Below are 21,747 nucleotides of genomic sequence, written 5' to 3' on the forward strand. Positions count from 1 at the left end.
TGGGTTTGAAACATCTAAGAAAATTTCAATTGTTATGGAGGATGTATGAAGTATTCCATTGGAGAGTTTTCGGACTTATTGGGGATTACAATTGACACAATAAGACTGTATGAAACTTATGGCATTATAAGCCCAAATAAGGATCAAAAGAGTCACTATAGGTACTTCGATGATTTAGATGCACGTAATCTTTTAATGAGCAGATGGTACAGGAGTCTTAATTTTTCACTTAAAGTCTCTGCAAAGTTCACCTTGGAGTCAGACTATGAAGAGATTTATCAACAGATTGTGAAGAAACAAAAAGCGCTTGAATCCGAATTAGAAGAAAAGCAATATTTACTGAATCGAATGAACGCAATTGAAGCAGAACTTAAAAATTTAAAATGTGATTTGGGTCAATATAAAATTGTCAAAAAGTCGAAAATATATAGAGTTAAGCAGACAATTCAAGACGAACTCATCGATGAAGGTCAATCTAAAAAGCTGATTAAATCACTCATGGCGGCATTACCGCATACATTTTACTCTGTGACCGTCGATACAAAAATATTTTCTAATAGAAATGGAATGGTTGAGCCTAATGAAGAAGTGGATGAATACAATTGGGGGCTTGCAATATACGAACCAGATTTGGATCGCTTAGGTTTTAAAGACAAATCTGACTTTGACAGCTTTGAAGCAAATGAGTACTTAGCGAGCACTATTTGTATAGAATATGATCACAAGTTCCAAAGATGCTTATTTGAGCCGCTTTATAACGAATGTATTAAGTTGGGATTTCGCGTTGCAGGGAATCTCATTGGCAGGTTAATTGTGATTGAAAAAGTGGGTGAAAAACGATTTTCTTATATTGAAATAGCCATACCCATTGAGAGATAGAATCGTACAGACTTTAGAGAACCTTTGAAATCGTGTATTTTCAAATTAAAAAGAGCATCTTCTTAGATATATTTATTGACTCTGGTGTTGCACAAGACTTTAAAATAAGATTGATAAATAATTGTCTAGGAGATGAAAATATGAAATTTAGAGTTAAACAGTATTTTGCTTTAAGCTTAATTTTGACGTTATTGTTGACGACATTGGCTGGGTGTTCAGATCAGTCTCAAAGTACACCTAAAGCAGAGGTAGAGCCTTCTGAACCAGTAGCTGAGAGCACGGCTACCTCAGAAAATAAGCTGTATACGCCAGGCACTTACAAAGGTGAAGCTAAGGGCAAAGAGGGCACAATTGAAGTAGAGGTTACTTTCGATGAAACGTCTATAAAAAAGATTGAGGTCATCAATCAAAGTGAAACAGAGGGAATTGGTGCAGAAGCATTAGAAACTTTACAAGAGCAGATTGTGAAGACGCAATCGCTTGGGCTTGACGCTATATCGGGTGCGTCTGAGACGAGCTATGGGATGCTTGAAGCAGTTGCATCAGCTGTAGAAAAGGCTGGTGGTAATGTAGAGGCCTTAAAAGCCGTTAAAGTTGAAAAGGAAAATAAGGATGTCACTCAAAACCTTTCGGCAGATGTTGTGGTGATCGGTGCAGGGGCATCGGGCACTTCTGCAGCTGTTTCTGCTGCTGATGCAGGTGCAAAAGTTATCCTTATTGAGAAGACGGCAACAATTGGCGGTGCCAGCAATTTATCTTGGGCAGGTAAATTTTATAATTCCAGTGTATCCGTAGAAAATGGATTGAACATTGCCATTGAAGATGAGATTGCCAATTGGATTGTGAATAATCACTGGCGTGTGGATGCAAGTGCTATAAGACAATACGTTACAAAATCTGGCGAGACATACGATTGGCTCGCAGAAAAAGGTTACCAAACTAAATTTCTCAACTTTGCCGGAGAACCTCTTCATATGTTACCGGCTTATGAAGAGAGACAAGGGCTCCTCAGAAAAATGCTTGCAGATTCCGTTGAAGCCAATGGCGGACAAGTATTGACTGAAACCACTGGGAAGTCATTGATGACAGATGAAAGTGGCAATGTTGTAGGCGTTGTTGCAGAAAAGGCTGATGGCACAGTTTTAGAGATTAGTGCTCAGTCCGTGGTCATTGCAACTGGCGGTTATGCAGCAAATTCAAAAATGGTGAAAGAACTCTTTGGTTTTGAAGGTATCAACGGTGGACTTGGCCAAAATATAGGTGAAGGTCTCGAAATGGCATGGTCAGTAGGCGCAAAAGTACCTGATAATGTCGGTGGACAAATGCTTCATCAAACTCTTGCAAAATCTACAAAGGCATTAAAAGAGACTTATGAACCGTTTAAAGCAAGCTATCCATTGATGTTGACATATTTGCCTTCATTTATGAACGTGGCACCAGCGGGTAACCGATTTAGAGATGAGACCGCAACTTTGACAGCTGTGGCTGCTGCAAATACCAGTGCATTCAATGGTGCGTACCATTTGGTAATCGTATCTGAATCACAACTTGAAGCCCTTGAATCCAATGGTATGGCTGGTGTAGGTGCAAAGAAACTACCAGGGATGCCACCAGAATTCTATATACCCTATAAAGATCAATACAAATTGGATACACCTTGGGTTGACGTAAAAGAGGTCTTTGAAAAAATGGTTGCAAACGGTGATGGTTTTAAAGGCAATTCCCCTGAAGAGCTTGCACAAAATGCAGGCATGGATGTGGATTATTTTATGGAAGCCTTTAACAACTACCAGAAAGCAATTGAGACAGGTGTGGATAACGACTTTGGAAAATCTTCTGAATACCTTGTACCCATGGGAGAATCCGGCCCATATTATGCAATTATCGCAGAGATCAATAATTTGGGATCAGTAGGCGGCCTTTTAGTCAACAAGGACTTCCAGGTTTTAAATGATAAAAGAGTGCCAATTAAAGGCCTATATGCAGTTGGACTGGAATCAGAAGGGGTTCTCTTTAATGACACTTATGTTGGCAACGGTGTTGGCATTGGTTATTCATTTACTTCTGGTCGCATTGGTGGCAATAACGCCGCATTGGATGCATTAGAGCAGTAAAAAAGAAAACGTTAAAACTGAAAAATCAGGAAAGTGGTGACGAACAGAGTCGCCACTTTTTCTTTTTAAAACAACAAGATTTGAGCCGAAAGCTGTGCTGAGGCATGTTCACCCTCAAACAGCGTCAGCGAAAATCGTTTTGAGTCATCGGAGATGACACAAATGTTGTTGTATGCAAGATTTGAGCCGAAAGCTGTGCTGAGGCATGTTCACCCTCAAGCAGCGTCAGCGAAAATCGTTTTGGGGCATCGGAGATGACACAAATGTTGTTGTATACATTGCATTACTGAATCCACACGACGAAGCTGCTATAAGCTAAAAAAATTGGGTATATTAAGGGTGTAGAACCTATTCTAAAAAAGGGGGATGTGCTATGTTTAAGGAAGAAAGAGACGAATCCATATTTGAATGGGGCATGCTTGGTGATGTTAAGCTGGGGAGACCTCACCTTGGGGAGCATGTACCTGTGGATGTATATCGATTAATGCAGTTTACGTTAAGAGATGAAATGATTCGCATACTAGGTGTGGAACAGACAAACCAAATTTTTTTCGCTGCGGGGAAAAAAGCGGGTGTGGAATTCGTAAGAAACGTCGTTGGAAAACAAGCTGACATGAATGTGTTCATAGAAAAACTACAGATGTTTTTAAAAAAACTGCAAATAGGTATTTTGCGTGTTGAAAAGGCAGACTTAGAACATGGACTTTTGACGTTGACAGTGGCAGAAGATTTGGATTGTTCTGGACTCCCTGTGACAGGTGAAGAGATTTGCGTCTATGATGAAGGCTTTATAGCAGGATTGCTTTTGGAGCAGACGGGGAAGGATTTTAACGTCAAGGAAATCGATTGTTGGTGCTCTGGTGATCGCGTTTGCCGATTTGCAATTGAACCCAACGGGATAGAGGTGAAAGGCTGATGTTGACCATTGAAGAGCAGTATATTGATCAATTGACAGAAGCCATTTATCTACTGGTGAGTGGGAAGCAGACGCAGACCATTGCCATACCAGAAGATTTGCCGGACAATGAGATCCGGCAGCTCTACGAATATTTTAATAAAATGATTGTAGAACTGGATAAGGCATCCGATTTCAGCTATTCTCTTTCACGAGGAGAACTGGATTATGAGGCTCCTAAAGGCAAAATGGTTTTGCTTCAATCATATAAAAATCTACAAGCCAGTCTGAAACATCTAACTTGGGTTACACAGCAGATTGCAGGTGGGGATTTCAGTCATAAAGTAGATTTTATGGGTGATTTCTCAAACGCATTTAATGAAATGACAAGGCAATTGAAAGAAGCCTTTGAGACAATCCAGCAACAAAACAAAAAACTTGAAGATGCCAACGCCACCATACGAGCAGATAAAGAACGCATTCAGACGCTTTTAAATAGTATTTTACCGGTTAAGGTGATTGATGAACTCAATGAACACGGCTACAGTGCGCCGCGCTATTTTGAGAATGTTACTGTATTCTTTTCAGATTTTGTCGGATTTACCAAGCAGTCTTCAGATATAGATCCTGTGACGCTCATCGATGAGCTCAACAGTATTTTTAAAGAGTTTGATCACATTGTCACCGAAATGGATGGCGAGAGGATTAAGACCATCGGAGATGCATTTCTAGCAGTTTGGGGGATGCATTTGCCACTTGAAGATCATGCGGAAAGGGCAATTGAAGCGGCACTGCGCATGAGGCAATTTCTCCATAAACGCAACGAAAATTGGATGTTGAAATGGGAAGTGCGCATAGGTTTACACACAGGGAATCTTGTGGGTGGCATCGTTGGTGAGACGAAATTTATTTATGATGTCTTCGGGGACACGGTCAATATTGCTTCGAGAATGGAGAGCAATTCAGAGCCTATGAAAATTAATATTTCGGATGAGGTTTATGCACTGGTTAAAGACAAGTTTATGACCACTCAAAGAGGGTCTATTTTCGTCAAAGGAAAGGGTGAATGTGGTATGCACTTTGTTGAAGGCAGACTTTAGGGGTCGTAACTTATAAGTGATACAATTTAGTGGGCATGAGACTCATATTTGAAGGAGCTGTGGTTCGTCTAATCACTTAGATTTGACCAGCTCCTTTTTTAGTGTTTGTCTAAAGAGATCAGAACGCTGAAGTGTTTTGACTTATAAAAGTACAGATTTATAGCTCGCTTGTGCTATCGCGATTTATAATTTGAAATCCGAGTATATACTTTCTTATGATGGAGGGCTCTTGGATGTTTTCAATAACAAATTGAGCGGCAACTTCACCAGAATGAAAGTAATCGAATTTAATGGAAGTGATCGAAGGATTGAAAAAGACGGAGATTTCGAGATCGTCAAACCCTGCAACAGAGACATCTTCTGGTATGGATAACCCCTGACTTTGGAGATAATTGATTGCGCCAATGGCCAAGTAGTCTGTCGCTGCAAAAACAGCAGTAGGTTTTATTACAGACTTTGAAAAGACATGTTTTGCACCTTCAAATCCCGATTGAAGCTCAAAAGAGCCCTCGTAAATATAATCGATGTTCAATGGCAAATCATGTGTTCTGAGTGCATCTGTGTAACCCAGTTTACGTTCTTGTCCTACTGGGGAACGTTCCTTGTCAATGCCAATAAAGGCAATTTGTTTATGACCTTGACGAATAAAGTGCTCCACAATTGCTTTGGAAGACTTATACTCATCGTATGAGACCACACTTCTCTTAATCAAAGGATCGTCTAAACCAAGAATGATCAACGGTGTGGGTAGTGTATTGATAAGCTTTCTGAGAGCAAGAGTCATGTTGCCCGGAAAGAAGATGATACCATCTACTTGTTTTTTTTGTAAGAATTCAAAATGACTGATTTCTATAGCTTCATCTGCTTTTGAACAGAGTAAAATCACGTTATAGCCATTTTCTGATAAGCGCAGTGTGATGCCTTCTACAATATCGGCAAAAACATTTGTATTAATACGTGGAACGATGACGCCGATCAACCGCGTCTCTTTTATAACCAGTTCTTTTGCCAGAGCATTAGGTCGGTAACCGGTTTCTCTAACCACTTCTAATACGCGTTGACGCATTTCAGCATTTACACGCTCTGGATTATTTAGAACTCTTGAAACAGTGGATTTAGAAACCTTAGCGAGCTTTGCAACATCTTTGATGTTCATAAATGCCTCCTGATGATTAATCTTTAAATAGAGTTAGAGTGTCAAAGGTCATTTTCTCACAAACCCGATGCCCATGTTGCATGGTGTACTCTTCGTAAACGACGTTATAGGAAAGAGCGTCGATTAACTTTTGACTTTTAATACTTTGACTAAATATGACTTTACGGAAATATATTGAGATGCTATAATCATATCATAGAAACCGTTCCCTCAAAAAGAAGAAAAATGTTGTTTCTTGAAGAACATGAGTTAAAACAGAGTGTAACCATTGTAAAATAATGATTTATATACAAAATTACAAATTCAGATATTTGAATTCAGAAATAAAACACGAACTATTAGGGACCGTTTTCTCAAAAATAAGGAGTTTTATAATGAAAGAATTGCTAGTGAGCACCATTGAAAAACATAAAGCAGAGATTATTGATATAGGCAATACTATTTTTAAAAATCCAGAGCTGGGTTTTAAAGAATTTAGAACCGCTGAAAAAATGACGACCTATTTGGAGCGTTTGGGGATAGAGGTAGAAAACAATATAGCGATAACGGGGTTAAGAGGCATGCTTGGAAAAGAGGGCATCAATATATGCTTAATTGCAGAGATGGATGCCATTCCAACTTTTGGTCATCCCTTTGCATCAGAAGATCAACATGCGGCCCATGCTTGTGCGCATTCCAATCAAGTTGCGATTATGCTTGGTGTGATGCAGGCAATTTATGAAACGGGTATGCTTGAAAAAACAGGTGGGAGAGTTACGCTTGTGGGAACACCTGCTGAGGAATTTACAGATTTGGAATATCGAAAAGAGCTTGTTAAGGCAGGGCAAGTTTCATACTATTCAGGTAAACAGGATATGATTTCAAAAGGTATATTTGATGATGTAGATCTTGTGATCTCTTGCCATAGCATGGGTGGTGTAGCAGGACAGAAAGCAGATGTGAATGCCACTTTAAACGGTTTCATTTCAAAACAAATTATTTATCATGGGCAAACAGCACATGCAGGTGCTGAACCTCACCTTGGGGTAAATGCTTTAAATGCGGCGACCATTGGACTCAGTGCAGTGAATGCACAGCGAGAGACTTTTCATGAATCTTATAAAATCAGGGTCCATGCGATTATTAAAGAAGGCGGAGAAACAGTAAACAGTGTCCCAGGTAAAGTGGTTTTAGAAGCCATGGTAAGAGGGAATTCATTAGATGCTCTGGTGGAGGCAAATAAGAAGGTGAATCGTGCTTTTGATGCTGGGGCCTATGCCGTAGGTGCCACATGTGAAATCATTGATGCGGTTGGTTTTTTACCCTTCCATCAATGTGCAGACTTGTCTGCAGTTGTGAAGCAAAATCTGGGCACTTTAATTGGAGATGAAAACATTATCGATGGGTTTGAATCCACAGCATCTGGAGATATTGGCGATTTAAGTGCGATCTTACCTACGATTCAATTTGGTTTTAGTGGTTTTAGCGGCAATATTCATGGGCCGAACTTTTGCATTGTAGATGAGGAAATGGCTTATATCACACCGGCAAAAGCCATTGCAATGACACTTTATGATTTGCTTTGTGACGATGCGGTACTGGCAAAAAAAATTATTAAAGAGAATCCACCTTCTGATACAAAGGCAGGCTATGTGGAGCGATGGTTAAAAAATGGATTGCTCGACGTGCAATTGAAGTCGAGCTCAAAATAGAAGAAAGCTTACAAATAGAAAAATGATTATATTGGTGTCCTAGACTAAGGATACTTTATAATATTAGAGAATGTATAAAATGTAGGAGGGAAACAAGACAATGAAAAAGATTTTAAGTATGATACTTGTGCTTGCACTGGCAACGGTTATGGTTGCCTGTGGCTCTAAATCAGCTGCACCAGCACCAGAGGCAACACCTGCAGAAACCTCTTCAGAGGCAACAGCACCAGAAACGGCTCCAGCAGAAGTGACTAAAATAGTACTTTTGGTTTCGGGTTCACTTGGTGATAAATCGTTTCACGATTCATCACAAGCAGGCATGGACATGATTAAAGAAAAATATGGCGACAAAGTAGAGCTTAAGACGATTGAAATGGGTTCTGATAAAACAAAATTCATTCCAACGCTAGAAGACGTTTCAGATGAAGATTGGGATATCATTGTAACAGGGACTTTTCACATGAAAGAACCTGTGGAAGAAGTTGCACCGCTTTATCCAGACAAGACGTATGTGTTATTTGATACTGCAGTGGACTATGAAGGTATCGAAGGGCTCGACAATGTTTATTCAATTACGTATAAACAAAATGAAGCTGGGTTTTTAGCAGGTGCTTTTGCAGCACAAATGACAACGATGACTGATATTGATAATATCAATCCAGATAAGAAAATTGGCTTTTTAGGTGCAATGGATATCCCTGTTGTCAACGACTTCTTAGTGGGGTATATCGAAGGCGCGAAGTATATTGATGAAGACATGAAAGTGGATATCTCATATATTGACTCTTATAGTGATGCGGCAAAGGGCAAAGAGCTTGCACTGATTCAATATCAAAATCAAGGCGTGGATATTGGCTTCAATGTTGCTGGTAGAGCAGGTCTAGGTCAAATTGAAGCAGCTAATGAAGCAAATTGCTATGCAATTGGCGTCGATTCAGATCAAGCCGCACTTTTCGCAGATAGTCCGGAAAAAGCAGCTAGAATTTTCACATCAGCACTTAAGCGTGTAGATAACTCACTTTTAAGAACGGCAGATATGTATTTTGAAGGCACACTTCCACTTGGCAAGGCTGAAGAAATTGGTCTTGAGAATAATGGGGTTGGTCTTGCGCCTTATGATCCATCCACAAGCGTTGTACCTCAGGCGGTTGTAGACAAAGTAGAAGATCTAAAGCAACAAGTTATTGACGGTACAATTGTCGTACCATCTGCAATTGGCATGGACTCTGATACACTTAGTGCCATTAAAGCATCAGTACAATAACAATTCGTATATCCTCTTCATAAAGAAGCTTGCAACTTTGCAAGCTTCTTTATTGAATAGAGCGTCAGAAGTTAGTTTTAAACAAAATCCGATGATAAATTGAGAATCGGGTAATTGTTCTTAGTGAGTTTAAAGGGGTATAGGTAATGATAATATTGATTCGAAAGGGTGTGAATGCAAGGTGACTGAAATCATTAAAATGGATAAAATCACTAAAATTTACCCAGGTGGGGTAGTTGCAAATTACCAAGTCGATTTTTCACTCAAAGAAGGAGAAATACACGCACTTGTGGGCGAAAATGGTGCGGGTAAATCAACTTTGATGAAAATGCTCTTTGGGATGCAAAGACCAACTGAAGGCGCAATATATTTAAAGGGAAATCCCATCGTGATGAAATCCTCTCAAGATGCCTTGAATTATGGTATTGGCATGGTGCATCAACATTTTATGTTAGTGCCAAGTTTAACTGTGGCTGAAAACATTGTTCTTGGCAGTGAAATAAAAGGCAAATTTTTCTTAGATCAGAAAAAAGCGATTGAAGCAACCAAAGCACTTGCTAAAAAGTATAAATTGTCAATTGACGCAAATGTAAAAGTGCGAGACATCTCTGTATCCCAAAAGCAAAAAGTCGAAATTTTAAAAGCGCTCTATCGAGGGGCTAAAATTATTATCTTGGATGAACCCACGGCAGTTTTGACGCCACAAGAAATTGTGGAACTCTTTGAACAGCTTAAATTATTAAAGCAATCAGGACATACGATTGTCTTTATCTCTCATAAATTGCATGAAATCAAAAAACTTTGTGATCGCATGACGATTATGAGGGATGGGCGTTCTGTAGGCGTCTATGAGGTGGATAAAGTAACCGAACAGGAAATTTCAAGGCTCATGGTGGGGCGTGATGTGAAGCTAGATATTGATAAGCCTGAAAAGCATGTGGGTGAGACCTTCTTAGATGTCAAGGACGTCACTTATGTGGACGAACTTGGCAAAACAGCAGTCAACAAAGTTTCCTTTAGTATCAGAAAAGGTGAAATATTAGGGATTGCAGGCATTGAAGGCAATGGACAGTCTGAATTGATTGAACTGGTCACTGGGATGAAGAAACCTACAATGGGTGAGATCTACGTAAATCAACACCCCATCACTCAATTGGGGATTAAAAAAATTCGTCAACTGGGTGTTGCACATATTCCTGAAGATCGTATGGAAACGGGTATTGCGCCTAAAATGGATGTTGCATCCAATTTTATTGCAGATAAATATGATAATGCACCGTTTGTCAAAAATAAATTCTTACTTGATTATAAGAAAATCGCAGTGTTTGCTAAGGATTTAATTGCATCGTTTAATGTTAAGACAGAAGGTGAAAAGACTTTGGTGAGCGGTCTATCCGGTGGTAATATTCAAAAAGTCGTCGTTGGCCGTGAGTTCAGCTCGGACAGTGAACTCTTGGTGATCAATCAGCCGACACGAGGCATTGACGTCGGGGCGATTGAATTTATTCGTAAAAAAATAATAGAGAGAAGAAGCAATGGCAATGCTGTTTTGCTCGCTTCTGCGGATTTAAATGAGATTTTATCTCTAAGTGATGCGTTGATTGTTATGAATTCAGGTCATATTGTAGGGTACTTTCCAGAGGCCAGTGAGATTACAGAGGAGGAGATGGGACTCTATATGTTAGGTGTGAAAACACAAACTGCCGAAGAGATAAGGAGGGCATGTCATGCGTAAGTGGAAGCATAGTGTCGATTTATTTGAACTTTTGCGAATTTTGCTCGCGCTTGTTATTGCAATTGGCGTTTCGGCATTACTCATTTTAATCACAAGTGAAACACCACTTTACAGTTTGAGTGTTTTCCTATTCGCACCCTTTGAAAAGTTAAAATACTTTTCAAATGTACTGGAAATGATGATTCCCTTAACCTTCACAGGGCTTTCACTTTGTATCGTGTATCAGTCTAAAAACTTTAGTTTGATTGCAGATGGTTGTTTTTATATGGGTGCCGTAGTGGCTTCATTTGTTGCGATTAAATTTGTATTGCCTGTGGGTTTACACCCTTTTGTGGCAATGGTGATTGCAGGTATAGTAGGGGGTATCATCGGTGTTTTGCCGGGGATTATCAAAATCAAATGGCAGGCCAATGAACTGGTTTCATCGCTGATGATGAACTATATTTTTTACTTTTTAGGTCTTTATATTATCAATTATTTTTTAAGGGATCCGCAGGCGAGCGTATTTGCATCTTATAAATTCAACCCTACATTTGCGTTGCCGAGAATTCTTGAGGGCACAAGATTGCATGTGGGATTCTTAATTGCAATGGCTTCGGTGGTGTTAGTCTACTTCTATATTTATAAGACCAAATGGGGTTATGAGCTACGAGTCGTGGGCGATAATCTGAATTTTGCCAAGTATTCAGGCATCAATACAGCTAAAGTCCTAATCGTATCACAATTTATCGCAGGGACACTTGCAGGTGTCGGTGGTGCCATTGAAATGTCGGGTATGTACAAGCGCTTTATTTGGGATTCGCCAGCGTCGTATGCATGGGATGGTGTGATCATCGCGCTTTTGACTAAAAATAATCCTAAATATGTACCGTTTGCAGCGTTTTTCCTTTCCTATCTTAGGATCGGAGCAGATTTAATGTCCAGAAGAAGTGATGTGGACAATCAGATCATAGCCATCATTCAAGCAGTGATCATATTACTCATTGCAGCAGAGCATTTCTTGGCGAAGTGGCGCTTAAAATCAGAGAATAAAACAGCAAAAGATAAATATATTACAGCAAACTTGGAGGGGTAGAGAAGATGGATATGATTATGCATATGATTTGGAATGATGCCTTTTGGTTCGCTGTGATTCGTGTGACCACACCGATTTTATACGCGACTCTAGGGGCTGTAATTGCCAGTAGGGCAGGTGCAATCAATATTGGTATTGAAGGGACGATGTTGACAGGTGCTTTGATGGGTGTGCTTTTTAGTGCACTTACTCAAAACGCTTGGATGGGTCTATTGGCCGCCATGTTATCGGGTGCTTTACTGGGGGCAATGCTTGCTTATTTTGCACTGAAAATGAAGAGCAACATCGTTTTAACTGGGATTGCGATTAATATCTTAAGTGCTGGTGGAACGATCTTTTTACTCACCACAATCACAGGGGATAAAGGCATTTCGACCTCTTTAAACAGTAAGGTGCTTCCGAATATCGATATGCCTTTTATCGCGGATTTGCCAGTGATTGGTCCGATTTTATCAGGGCATAACGTATTGACGTATTTAGTACTTGTTTGTATTGTGATGGTCCACATTCTATTTAACCATACAGCACTGGGGTTGAGAATTCGCGCAGTGGGAGAAGCACCTGAATCGGCCGATTCTGTAGGCATTAATGTATTCAAAATAAAAATTATTGCACTTGTCTTAAGTGGCATCTTGGCGGGCATGGGCGGCGCCTTTTTATCCATGGGTTATATGTCATGGTTCTCAGCTGGTATGACAGCTGGACGTGGCTATATTGCACTTGCGGCAAGAGCGATTGCAGGGAATTCTTCTGTGGGTGCGCTCTTTGCATCGCTATTATTTGGATTTGCAGATACGTTATCAAATTACCTTCAATCGGTCCAAATTCCCGTTGAATTTATACACATGATTCCCTATGTCATTACGATTTTAGGTTTTATTGTGATTTCAGTTGTCAATAATAAAAGAGAAGTCATGCGAAAAAAAAGACAGCTTGGATAATTCGATTTCCTAGGGGTTAGAACTGTAATTATAGGAAGGCGGTAATCAGAATTGAGTTACAAATGTATTTATAATGGTGTGATTTTAACTATGAACGCATCAGACGAAATTATAGAAAAGGGTGTAGTTGTGATAGAAGGCGCTCGCATTGTGGCTGTGGGTCATGATGCTTTAATGAGTGATTATGAATTCGAAGAAATGATAGATGCGCATGGCGGCATCATCATGCCTGGGTTTATAAACGGTCATGGGCATGTATCCATGTCTATTTTTAGAACGCTTGGAGAGGATATTCCCAATCGGTTGCAGCGGTTTCTCTTTCCGCTTGAAGACCGTTTGATCTGTGAAGAATATGTTCGAAAGGGTGCTATGCTTGGCATTGCTGAGATGATTTTGGGTGGTGTAACCACTTTTGTGGATATGTATTATTTTGAGGACGAAGTGGCCAAAGCGGCTAAGGAAATGGGTATACGCGCGATTGTAGGAGAAACAATTATAGATCGAATTGCACCGGATGCACAGTTGCCTTACGAAGGAATGATACATGCCAAAAGACTCATCGAAAAATGGCGTGGAGACGAATGGATTACGCCGGCGCTTGCACCTCATGCGACCTATTCTAATGATGAAGCACATCTAAAAGAAATCTGTGAAATTTCAAAAGAACTGGATGTGCCCGTACTGATGCATGTTTCTGAAATGACTTATGAAATTTCTAAATTTAGAGAGGCGTATCAAATGTCGCCAGTGCAATACTTGGATCATATTGGCGTGTTAAATGATAAACTGATTGCAGCACATGTGGTCTATGCTGATGAGGCTGATCTTGAGCTTTTGGCGAAACATGATGTAGGCGTGGTTCACTGTGTGGCTGCAAATGCCAAGAGTGGGCGCCCTGTGTCACCAGTGGATGAAATGCTTAAGCACGGTGTGATGACTGGTATTGGCACAGACGGTCCCATGAGTGGGAACACCCTTGATGTCATTGGCCTTTTGGATCAAGTCACTAAGGTTCAAAAGATTAATGCTCAGGATAATACGGTTCTTACAGCACGGGAAGTGGTGGAGATGGGTACGATCTTAGGGGCAAAAGCAATTCACATGGCGGATCAAATAGGTTCGCTGGAAGTGGGAAAAATGGCAGATGTCATTATTATAGATACGAGCAGACCGCACTTACAACCCATCTATGATTATTACTCAGCACTTGTCTATGGCGCATATCCTCAGGATGTGGTCTTTTCCATGATTCACGGACAGATAGTGATGAAGGATCGAAAACTCTTAACGGGTGATCTCGCGCAAATCATCAAAGCGGTTCAAAAGATTTCAGGGAAGATTAAAGCTGAAATGGTAGAAATGTAATGATAGAGAAGTAATAACAGAGCTGAAATATGATCACAGAAATGAAGTGTGGCGAAAGAGCTGATATGTACAAAAGTGAATAGGCTTATTACATGAGTGACGCGCTATCCGATAAACCTTTGGATAGCGCGTTTTGAGTGTAGTAGGTTTGAATTTTACTCTTCGGATGGGAAATGTGTACTTCCAGAGTATAAAAACAATCTAACCTCCTTGTACCAATCGATTGAATCGCTTTTTTCAAGTAAAGTAGAGAGTTCATTATCGAGTTTGGTGTAATATCTTCTTAGAATTTCATCCGTAGCGTCTTTATATCTGTTCTTTTCATACTCAAAATCATAGTAGCGATCATTCATCTCACTACTTTGAAGACTTCTTTTAAAGCCATTATATTGTTCATTGAGTTTTGGCATTAATTGATCCAAAGACTCCATGTTTTGAAATATCACGATGGTAAAAGATTGGTTGTCTATCATGGTGAGATAATCTTTTTCGGATAAATAACCCTCTTTATCAAATTTATCAAGATAGCTTAAGTTGCTATTAACTAAAACTTTAGCAGCTTCAAGATACAATTTTAAACTTTGATTAAAAGCGATTTTGAATTGATTTATTTCCTGATGTTGATATAGGATGATTATCAAAAAAATAAAGGGTGCTAAGTATTTTAGATATTTTTTCATTATAAGACCTCATTTTTATATTTGGGTTCTTGGTATTCTTACTCACAACAACTAAGTGCTTAGAATCGAAAGACCACTCTTTTGGCGGTACTAATTTATTTCCACTAGTCTATTTCCAGAATCTAAAAATACTTTAACCTCTTCATCCCACTTGGAAGATGTTTTTTTCTCAATCAATAGTGAAAGCGTATCTTTAAGTTGAGTGTAATAGCTTCTCAAATATTCATCTGAATCATCTTCCGAATTGCTATTTTCATATACAAATCTCTGCAAATAATCCTTCATATAAAAGCATTGATCGCTTCTTTTAGTGGGTCTAGATTCTTTTGAGTCATCCAAAAATAAATCAAAGGCTTCAATCGTTTGAAATGCAACAAAAATCTGTGTATGATTGTATCTGATCTTTTGATAGTCATCAAGTGATAATAATTCTTCGCGCTTATATTGATCAAGATAATTTAAATTTGCATCTGCTAATTTTATAACATATTCAAAATGCATAATTAGACTTTGATTTAATGAAGCTTTATAGGTTTCCAATGCCATCCCCTTCATGTAACCGTATATTGAAAGTCCCAAAATGATGAATATCACTAAGAATTTTAAATGTTTATGCATTATTTGATTTTTTTTCATGATGTCACTCCTTTGTGATGTTTTTCCTTTGTGATGGCTTTAATGTGAATATATGTCATGGGGGGGTTATGGTTCGTCTCAACCTCGTTTGCTTAAATATAAAGTGCTTCCAGAAAAGAGTAATAAACTCAACATAAAGTACTCTGGAAACCAGAAGTATATAGGGATGTCAATGATTCTAAAAGATAAAAGACCATAAATTAAAAGTGCAATAATGATTGTGGACACAAGTGTAAAAAATGCACCTAAAGAGATGTCCGAAAACTGTTTCTCATCATACCAATCCGAAGGATTTTCTTTTCTCTTTGTAAAGAGCCAGTAACCAGCAGCCAAACCATAAGGCAGTAGAAAAACGACGCATAGCAGGAAATACAAGCCGCTTAAATACTTCTGAGGAAGACCTGACAAATTGAGTAGTAATAAACTGTTTAATCCCAAGATAGAAGATACGATGCCCATTTGATTAACGGTTAAGAAAAGTGCTTCATCCTTAATGATGGTTGTCCGTACTGGATTTTTTGAAATGAGTTTGTTTGCTGTAATGCCTTGAAAAAGCAGAAGCACAGCAAAGGCCGCATGAATAGCGTGTCCTGCAAATACGATGCGCCACTCATCTGAAGTATCATAGCCGGCTATATATTCGTGTCCAATGTCGCTCAACATCATGATATCCACAGCCAGAAGAAATAGTGAGAAAAAGCATACAACGAAAGTGGTGGCTCTTAATAGACTGTCATTTCTTAAATGCCAAAAGAGTTTGATAGAATTCAGTATCGCAAATAGATGTGACAATCCAATTACAATTAGAAAAATAGCAAGGGTTTTGCCCATCCAATCTTGGACATCTGAACCCGTAAATATTGCAGTTTTAAGGTTTGACAGCAATAGAATATTGCCTGCAATTAGACAGAGCATTATAATGCTCAGTAGGATTGAAAGTCGATTTATAAATTTCATATCGCGATACCTCCTAATCTTCATCTTCAATAATATAAAAAATTTCTTCAACGCTTTTTCCGAAAAACTTAGCGAGTTTAATAGCAAGGAGTGTTGATGGCATGAATTTGCCAGTCTCTATGGAGTGTATGGTTAGCCTTGTGACGTTTACTTCATTGGCGAGTTCCTGCTGAGTTAATTCACCTTGCTCAAAGCGATATTTTCGGACGTTATTGCCAAGTTTCATAGTTTTAACCACCTCCAATATAGGATTTAAGATATTTATGCAAATTATGTATAGCGCTTTAGGATGCGCAAAGGTGAATCACTTTGTTTAGTGAAGTATATTAAACTATACTTAGTGTATATAAAACTATATATTTTGTCAATCCCATTTTTTATAGATGCCACTTCGTTGCAATTCGACCATATGAGAAATAACAATTATCATAGATGGCCTATTTGGAACAAAAACTGTCTTAATTGGAGTCTAAATGAATACACGATAAAACAAAAATTAACAATGCCCTCAAAACACGCGGTGGTGAGCCGATTGTGTTTGAGGGCATTGTGCTTCATAGATTAAAGGAGATGTAATTTATAATTCGCCGCATTTTTTAAGGAGTTGATCCCATTTGCGATCTACTTCTTCTTGGATATCTTTGATCATATATTCATTACCAGGTTTGAAAATGTGTTTGAAACGACCTTGAGGTCTTAAGAAATCTTCAATAGGTAATTTGTTTTTTGGTTTGTAAGAAAGTTTCCACTCGCCATTGATAACTTCAAAAAGTGGCCAGTAGCAAGTTTCTACTGCTAATCGACAAATTTCCATGAGTTCTGATTCGTCATATCTCCAGCCACGTGGACATGGAGCGAGTACGTTTAAAAATGCTGCACCTTCTGTATAGATGGCTTTTTCAGATTTTTCATGAAGATCCTTGAAGTTCTTTAAGAAAGTTGTCTGTCCCACATATGGGATATTGTGCGCTGCCATAATATCTGCTAAATCTTTTCTATTTTGTGATTTACCAGGAATCTCAGTACCAGCTGGACTTGTTGTTGTATCTGCGAACTTAGGTGTTGCAGAAGAACGTTGAATCCCTGTATTCATATAGGCACCATTATCATAGCAGACATAAACCATGTCATGGCCTCTTTCCATAGCACCAGAAAGAGATTGGAAACCAATATCATAAGTACCGCCATCTCCACCAAATGCGATGAATTTATAAGTGTCGTCTAATTTGCCTCTTTTTTTCTTTGCATTATAAGCCGCTTCAACACCGCTTATAGTTGCGCCGGCATTTTCGAAAGCACTGTGAATATATGAATCCTTCCAAGCTGTGTAAGGATACATAAAAGTTGAAACTTCAAGGCAACCTGTAGCATTGCCAATAACAGCTTGGTCTCCCTCTTTAAGTGCTCTTAAAACACCTCTGACTGCCACTGGCGCACCACAGCCAGCACACATTCTGTGTCCACCTGTCAAACGCTCGGGTTTACACATTTCATTTTTAAAATTATAAGCCATAAGCTTGACCTCCTATTCTCTGACACCAAGGTATCTGTATGTGTCGCCTGCTTTACCTGATTCTACAATTACATCTAAATCTGAATAAACACTTTCGATATCAGTTGTTTTTACATCACGACCACCTAGACCATAGATGTAATTTACTGTCATTGGTTTTTCATTTAAATCATAAAGAGCAGAGCGTACTTCTGCGAAGAGTGGACCGCCTGCAGCTGAAAAACCTTCGCATTTATCCATAACAGCAATTGCTTTAACATGTTTTAGTGCTTCAGCAATTTCTTCTTTTGGGAAAGGTCTAAACAGTCTAATTTTAAGCAGACCAACTTTTTTACCTTCTGCTCGGAGTGTGTCGATGGCATCTTTAGCTGTACCTGCAGATGAATTGATAATAACAAGAGCTGTATCGGCATCTTCCAATTTATACGTTTCGAATAGACCGTACTTTCTGCCTGTCATTTTTTCAAATTCAGCAGCAACTTCAAGTGCAACAGCTTTAACGTTGACCATAGCTTCAGCTTGTTGTTTTTTGTGCTCAATATAAAAATTAGCTGTGTCGTAAGGACCAATGGCAATTGAACTATCTGATTTTAATAAAAACTCTTCTGGTTCATATTCACCTACGAATGCCTTTACTTTTTCGTCTTCAATCAGTTCTATATTTTCAACAGCGTGGCTTGTGATGAAACCATCTTGGCAAACCATCGCAGGTAACATAACATCTTTGTGTTCTGCAATTCTAACTGCTTGGATAAAGTTATCATATGCTTCTTGATTATTTTCACTATAGATTTGAATCCAACCCGCATCTCTTGATCCCATGGAGTCACTGTGGTCATTGTTGATATTGATTGGACCTGTAAGTGCTCTGTTAACACATGCTAGTGTAATTGGAAGTCTAGACGATGAAGCCACATAAAGCATCTCGTGCATTAAAGCAAGACCACATGATGATGTTGCTGTAAAAGTACGCGCACCAGCACCTTCTGATCCAATACATGCTGACATTGCACTGTGCTCAGATTCCACAGGAATGAACACAGTATCCACTTCGCCATTCGCAACGTACTGTGAGAAGTATTGTGGAATTTCTGTTGAAGGTGTGATTGGAAATGCAGGCATTACATCGGGATTGATTTGCTTCATAGCAATTGCAACTGCTTCATTTCCAGATAATCTATCTCTTATAGTCATGATTTTCCTCCTATTTTTCTTCTTTTGCGAAATCTATGGCACCAAAAGGACAAACTTTGAAACAGATACCACAGCCTTTGCAGTGATCAAAGTCAAAATCAAGGCGTTTGCCATCTTGTACTGGGATGGAACTATCAGGACAAACGGGTGCGCAGAGTAGACATTGCTTACAGTTTTCAGGTTTATAAGTAGGGACCATTGTTCTCCAGTCGCCAGTTTTAAAATGATGAGCAGACCCGCCTTCGTAAACCGTACCACCAGGCGTGATTTCTTTCCATGAAATTTCAGGTGTAATTAATTGACCTGCTTTATTTTTCATATGCCTTTTACCTCCTGCATTGCCATTTTTAATGCTGCAACGTTACCTTCAATAACTTGGGGTTTTGTTGCAAATTTGTGTGCAAACGACGCTTTCATATCTTCTATAAATTGTACTTCATCCATAACGCCACTCACTTTAACAACAGCACCTAACATTGGTGTGTTGGGGAAATTTTTGCCAAGTGTTTTTTCAGAAACAGTGGCAGCATCAATCGTACAGACAGATCCTTTATATCCCTTGAGGTATTTGCGTACTTCATCTGGTGATTTTGGCGTGTTAATGATGATGGCACCAGATTCTTTTAATCCTGCAGTGACGTCAATAGAAGCGAGAAGTGTCTCGTCTACAACAACTACAAAATCGGGTTCGTAGATATTTGAGTGAACTCTAATTTTGGTATCACTAATACGATTATATGCTGTAATAGGTGCGCCCATTCTCTCTGGACCGTACTCCGGAAATCCTTGAACATACTGGCCTGTATTGAATGCAGCATCTGCTAAAAGTAATGATGCTGTTTTGGCACCTTGCCCACCACGACCGTGCCATCTTATCTCAGTTAGTTTTGACATGTTTCAGCCTCCTTCATTTGGAAAGGTTTTTGTGTGTTATAGCATACAATAGAGCAATTACTGTGCCAAATTTGAAAAACGGCTATTTTCAACAAAATTCTTTTTTATAGAACCAGAAAGTGTTATAATAACTGTTAGACTAACGTTATAATTTGTTAAAAAGGAGTGTGGAAGATGCCAATTTCAAGAAAAGATCTATTTCAAAATGAATTGATTGTTGAAGTGATGGATAGTGCAAACGATGGCATCAATATTGTCGACTTAAAAGGTCATATTCTCTATACGAATAAAGTATCTGCTGATTATGCCAACTCCACAAAAGAGTATATGGTGGGCAAGCATATTTCAGAATTTTATAAAGAGGCTGTTTTGTTGCAAGTGCTTAAGAGTCAAAAGCCGGTTTTGGATCAGAAAATTCATTATGTTAGTAACAAGAAATATGTTGTCAATTCCTATCCCCTTTTCAAATCCGGTGAGTTTGTAGGAGCATACTCTATTTTTAAGGATATTCATGATATTGAAGAGCTCAATAAACGCATTTCCTTTTTAGAGCTTCATCTGGAACTCAATAGAACCAGTGAAAACAACTTAGAAATCATAGGGAATAAAGGGAGTCTTGAAAGCGTATTAACGAAGGCAAAGCGGACCGTGGGATCTCTTGGTGGACCAAGACATTCTATTATAACGGGCCAATCTGGAACGGGAAAGACGATGCTTGCGAATCTCATTTTTGATTATGCAAAACAGATTGGCGTCATTGATGTGAATGCCCCTCTTATAGAGGTTAACTGTGCCCAGTTTACAAATCCAGATATCGCGGCTGTTGAAATCTTTGGAAGTGAAGTGGGTGCTTATACGGGGTCTAAGGAAAAACGTGGTCTCTTTGAACAAGCGAATGGTGGGATTCTCTTCTTAGATGAGGCACACGCGCTGGATCACTATCAAAATTTATTGCTCAAAGTCATTGAGTCGGGCAAGATCCGACGAATCGGTGGCGTTAAAGAATTCAGAGTGGATGTCATCATTATTGCAGCTTCAACACGTGATCTTAAAACTGAGCTTTTACCAGAACTTTATCAGAGATTGGCCCAATACGAAATATATGTGCCTTCTTTGGACGAGCGAAGTTATGAGGAAAAGCGTCTTTTACTGAAACATTTTATAGGAAATTACGAGAAGGCAGTTGAGAAGGTTCACAAGATCAAATATTGTGTGTACTTTTCAAATGAAGCTGTGGATCTTTTGCTAAAGGCGAAATACCCACGCAACATCAGACAATTTAGAGATATTATCAACTTCAGCATTGATGCTGCAGCGCCTCTGATTGATGATATCAAAGGGAGGGCTCAAATTGATACGTACGTTGAAGTGAAGCACATTCCCTTTGAAATCTTAGATGAAAATGAACCTTATAAAGAAGGCGAAAGCAATGAAGTGAAGGATGCCATAGAAGGGGATTTGAAGATTTATATTGAACAATTGCATTTGGAAGGCCTTGGCCCTAGGAAAATTTCAAGAATACTAAAAGAAAAGGGCTATATGATTGAATATTATCAAGTTGCCTATTTTTTAAAAAAGAATCAAACTTCAAATTAGAGAAAAATCAAACTTTAAAACCCTAGCATAGTTCTAGAGTTTTTGAAAGCGATTTACTGTAA

At 39.0% G+C, this 21,747-nt stretch carries 20 protein-coding genes; 11 read left to right on the plus strand and 9 right to left on the minus strand.

Features of this window, described 5'->3' with window-relative positions:
• Positions 1 to 45 precede the first annotated feature (45 nt).
• The 4 genes from ISU02_RS09645 to ISU02_RS09660 all read left to right on the plus strand — a co-directional run bounded on the left by ISU02_RS09645 (position 46) and on the right by ISU02_RS09660 (position 4,988).
• The gene (locus ISU02_RS09645) at positions 46 to 879 is read left to right on the plus strand and encodes a MerR family transcriptional regulator (protein ID WP_194701618.1); all 834 of its coding nucleotides are present in this window, start codon (positions 46 to 48) and stop codon (positions 877 to 879) included.
• A gap of 140 nt (positions 880 to 1,019) precedes the next feature.
• A complete protein-coding gene (locus ISU02_RS09650) occupies positions 1,020 to 2,993 on the plus strand; it encodes an FAD-dependent oxidoreductase (protein ID WP_194701619.1) in 1,974 nt (657 codons plus the stop codon).
• 373 nt (positions 2,994 to 3,366) lie between these two features.
• The gene (locus tag ISU02_RS09655) at positions 3,367 to 3,909 is read left to right on the plus strand and encodes a V4R domain-containing protein (protein WP_194701620.1); all 543 of its coding nucleotides are present in this window, start codon (positions 3,367 to 3,369) and stop codon (positions 3,907 to 3,909) included.
• Complete coding sequence (locus ISU02_RS09660) at positions 3,909 to 4,988, plus strand: adenylate/guanylate cyclase domain-containing protein (RefSeq protein WP_194701621.1); 1,080 nt, start codon at positions 3,909 to 3,911, stop codon at positions 4,986 to 4,988. Before ISU02_RS09655 ends, ISU02_RS09660 begins: the two co-directional genes overlap by 1 nt.
• A 157-nt stretch (positions 4,989 to 5,145) precedes the next feature.
• Here the strand turns inward: ISU02_RS09660 and ISU02_RS09665 are convergent, their stop codons facing one another.
• Positions 5,146 to 6,144 (minus strand): LacI family DNA-binding transcriptional regulator, encoded by a 999-nt coding sequence (locus ISU02_RS09665; RefSeq protein ID WP_194701622.1) that lies wholly within the window; start codon positions 6,142 to 6,144, stop codon positions 5,146 to 5,148.
• 374 nt (positions 6,145 to 6,518) lie between these two features.
• Here ISU02_RS09665 and ISU02_RS09670 point away from each other — a divergent pair, with 374 nt between their 5' ends.
• From ISU02_RS09670 to ISU02_RS09695, 6 genes are all read left to right on the plus strand, one after another.
• Positions 6,519 to 7,835, plus strand: coding sequence for an amidohydrolase (locus tag ISU02_RS09670; protein ID WP_194701623.1), 1,317 nt, complete (start codon positions 6,519 to 6,521; stop codon positions 7,833 to 7,835).
• A gap of 100 nt (positions 7,836 to 7,935) precedes the next feature.
• The gene (locus tag ISU02_RS09675) at positions 7,936 to 9,099 is read left to right on the plus strand and encodes a BMP family ABC transporter substrate-binding protein (RefSeq protein ID WP_194701624.1); all 1,164 of its coding nucleotides are present in this window, start codon (positions 7,936 to 7,938) and stop codon (positions 9,097 to 9,099) included.
• Positions 9,100 to 9,280: 181 nt separating this feature from the next.
• The gene (locus ISU02_RS09680) at positions 9,281 to 10,834 is read left to right on the plus strand and encodes an ABC transporter ATP-binding protein (RefSeq protein WP_407646431.1); all 1,554 of its coding nucleotides are present in this window, start codon (positions 9,281 to 9,283) and stop codon (positions 10,832 to 10,834) included.
• On the plus strand, positions 10,827 to 11,909 hold the full coding sequence (locus ISU02_RS09685; protein ID WP_194701626.1) for an ABC transporter permease: 1,083 nt from the start codon (positions 10,827 to 10,829) through the stop codon (positions 11,907 to 11,909). The genes ISU02_RS09680 and ISU02_RS09685 overlap by 8 nt, the downstream gene beginning before the upstream one ends.
• Before the next feature lie 5 nt (positions 11,910 to 11,914).
• The gene (locus ISU02_RS09690) at positions 11,915 to 12,850 is read left to right on the plus strand and encodes an ABC transporter permease (protein WP_207736250.1); all 936 of its coding nucleotides are present in this window, start codon (positions 11,915 to 11,917) and stop codon (positions 12,848 to 12,850) included.
• A gap of 51 nt (positions 12,851 to 12,901) precedes the next feature.
• On the plus strand, positions 12,902 to 14,215 hold the full coding sequence (locus tag ISU02_RS09695) for an amidohydrolase (RefSeq protein WP_194701627.1): 1,314 nt from the start codon (positions 12,902 to 12,904) through the stop codon (positions 14,213 to 14,215).
• 155 nt (positions 14,216 to 14,370) lie between these two features.
• Here ISU02_RS09695 and ISU02_RS09700 read toward each other — a convergent pair whose 3' ends face one another.
• The 8 genes from ISU02_RS09700 to ISU02_RS09735 form a co-directional block, all read right to left on the minus strand.
• A complete protein-coding gene (locus tag ISU02_RS09700) occupies positions 14,371 to 14,895 on the minus strand; it encodes a hypothetical protein (protein ID WP_194701628.1) in 525 nt (174 codons plus the stop codon).
• A 90-nt stretch (positions 14,896 to 14,985) separates the two neighbouring features.
• Complete coding sequence (locus ISU02_RS09705; protein WP_194701629.1) at positions 14,986 to 15,531, minus strand: hypothetical protein; 546 nt, start codon at positions 15,529 to 15,531, stop codon at positions 14,986 to 14,988.
• A gap of 78 nt (positions 15,532 to 15,609) precedes the next feature.
• Entirely contained in the window at positions 15,610 to 16,488 is an 879-nt protein-coding gene (locus ISU02_RS09710) for a hypothetical protein (protein WP_194701630.1), read from the minus strand.
• A 13-nt stretch (positions 16,489 to 16,501) separates the two neighbouring features.
• Positions 16,502 to 16,714 carry a helix-turn-helix transcriptional regulator gene (locus ISU02_RS09715; RefSeq protein ID WP_194701631.1) on the minus strand — a complete coding sequence of 71 codons (213 nt, stop codon included), beginning with the start codon at positions 16,712 to 16,714 and terminating at the stop codon, positions 16,502 to 16,504.
• A 351-nt stretch (positions 16,715 to 17,065) separates the two neighbouring features.
• A complete protein-coding gene (locus tag ISU02_RS09720; protein ID WP_194701632.1) occupies positions 17,066 to 18,001 on the minus strand; it encodes a thiamine pyrophosphate-dependent enzyme in 936 nt (311 codons plus the stop codon).
• A gap of 12 nt (positions 18,002 to 18,013) precedes the next feature.
• Positions 18,014 to 19,195 (minus strand): pyruvate ferredoxin oxidoreductase, encoded by a 1,182-nt coding sequence (porA, locus tag ISU02_RS09725; RefSeq protein ID WP_194701633.1) that lies wholly within the window; start codon positions 19,193 to 19,195, stop codon positions 18,014 to 18,016.
• A 10-nt stretch (positions 19,196 to 19,205) separates the two neighbouring features.
• Positions 19,206 to 19,514: a 4Fe-4S binding protein gene (locus tag ISU02_RS09730; RefSeq protein ID WP_194701634.1), complete on the minus strand. Its 309-nt coding sequence runs from the start codon at positions 19,512 to 19,514 to the stop codon at positions 19,206 to 19,208.
• A complete protein-coding gene (locus ISU02_RS09735) occupies positions 19,511 to 20,089 on the minus strand; it encodes a 2-oxoacid:acceptor oxidoreductase family protein (RefSeq protein ID WP_194701635.1) in 579 nt (192 codons plus the stop codon). The genes ISU02_RS09730 and ISU02_RS09735 overlap by 4 nt, the downstream gene beginning before the upstream one ends.
• 174 nt (positions 20,090 to 20,263) lie before the next feature.
• Here ISU02_RS09735 and ISU02_RS09740 point away from each other — a divergent pair, with 174 nt between their 5' ends.
• The gene (locus tag ISU02_RS09740; protein WP_194701636.1) at positions 20,264 to 21,685 is read left to right on the plus strand and encodes a sigma 54-interacting transcriptional regulator; all 1,422 of its coding nucleotides are present in this window, start codon (positions 20,264 to 20,266) and stop codon (positions 21,683 to 21,685) included.
• The last annotated feature ends 62 nt before the right edge of the window (positions 21,686 to 21,747 follow it).

The sequence above is a fragment of the Fusibacter ferrireducens genome, assembly GCF_015352425.1.
Taxonomy (GTDB): domain Bacteria; phylum Bacillota; class Clostridia; order Peptostreptococcales; family Acidaminobacteraceae; genus Fusibacter_A; species Fusibacter_A ferrireducens.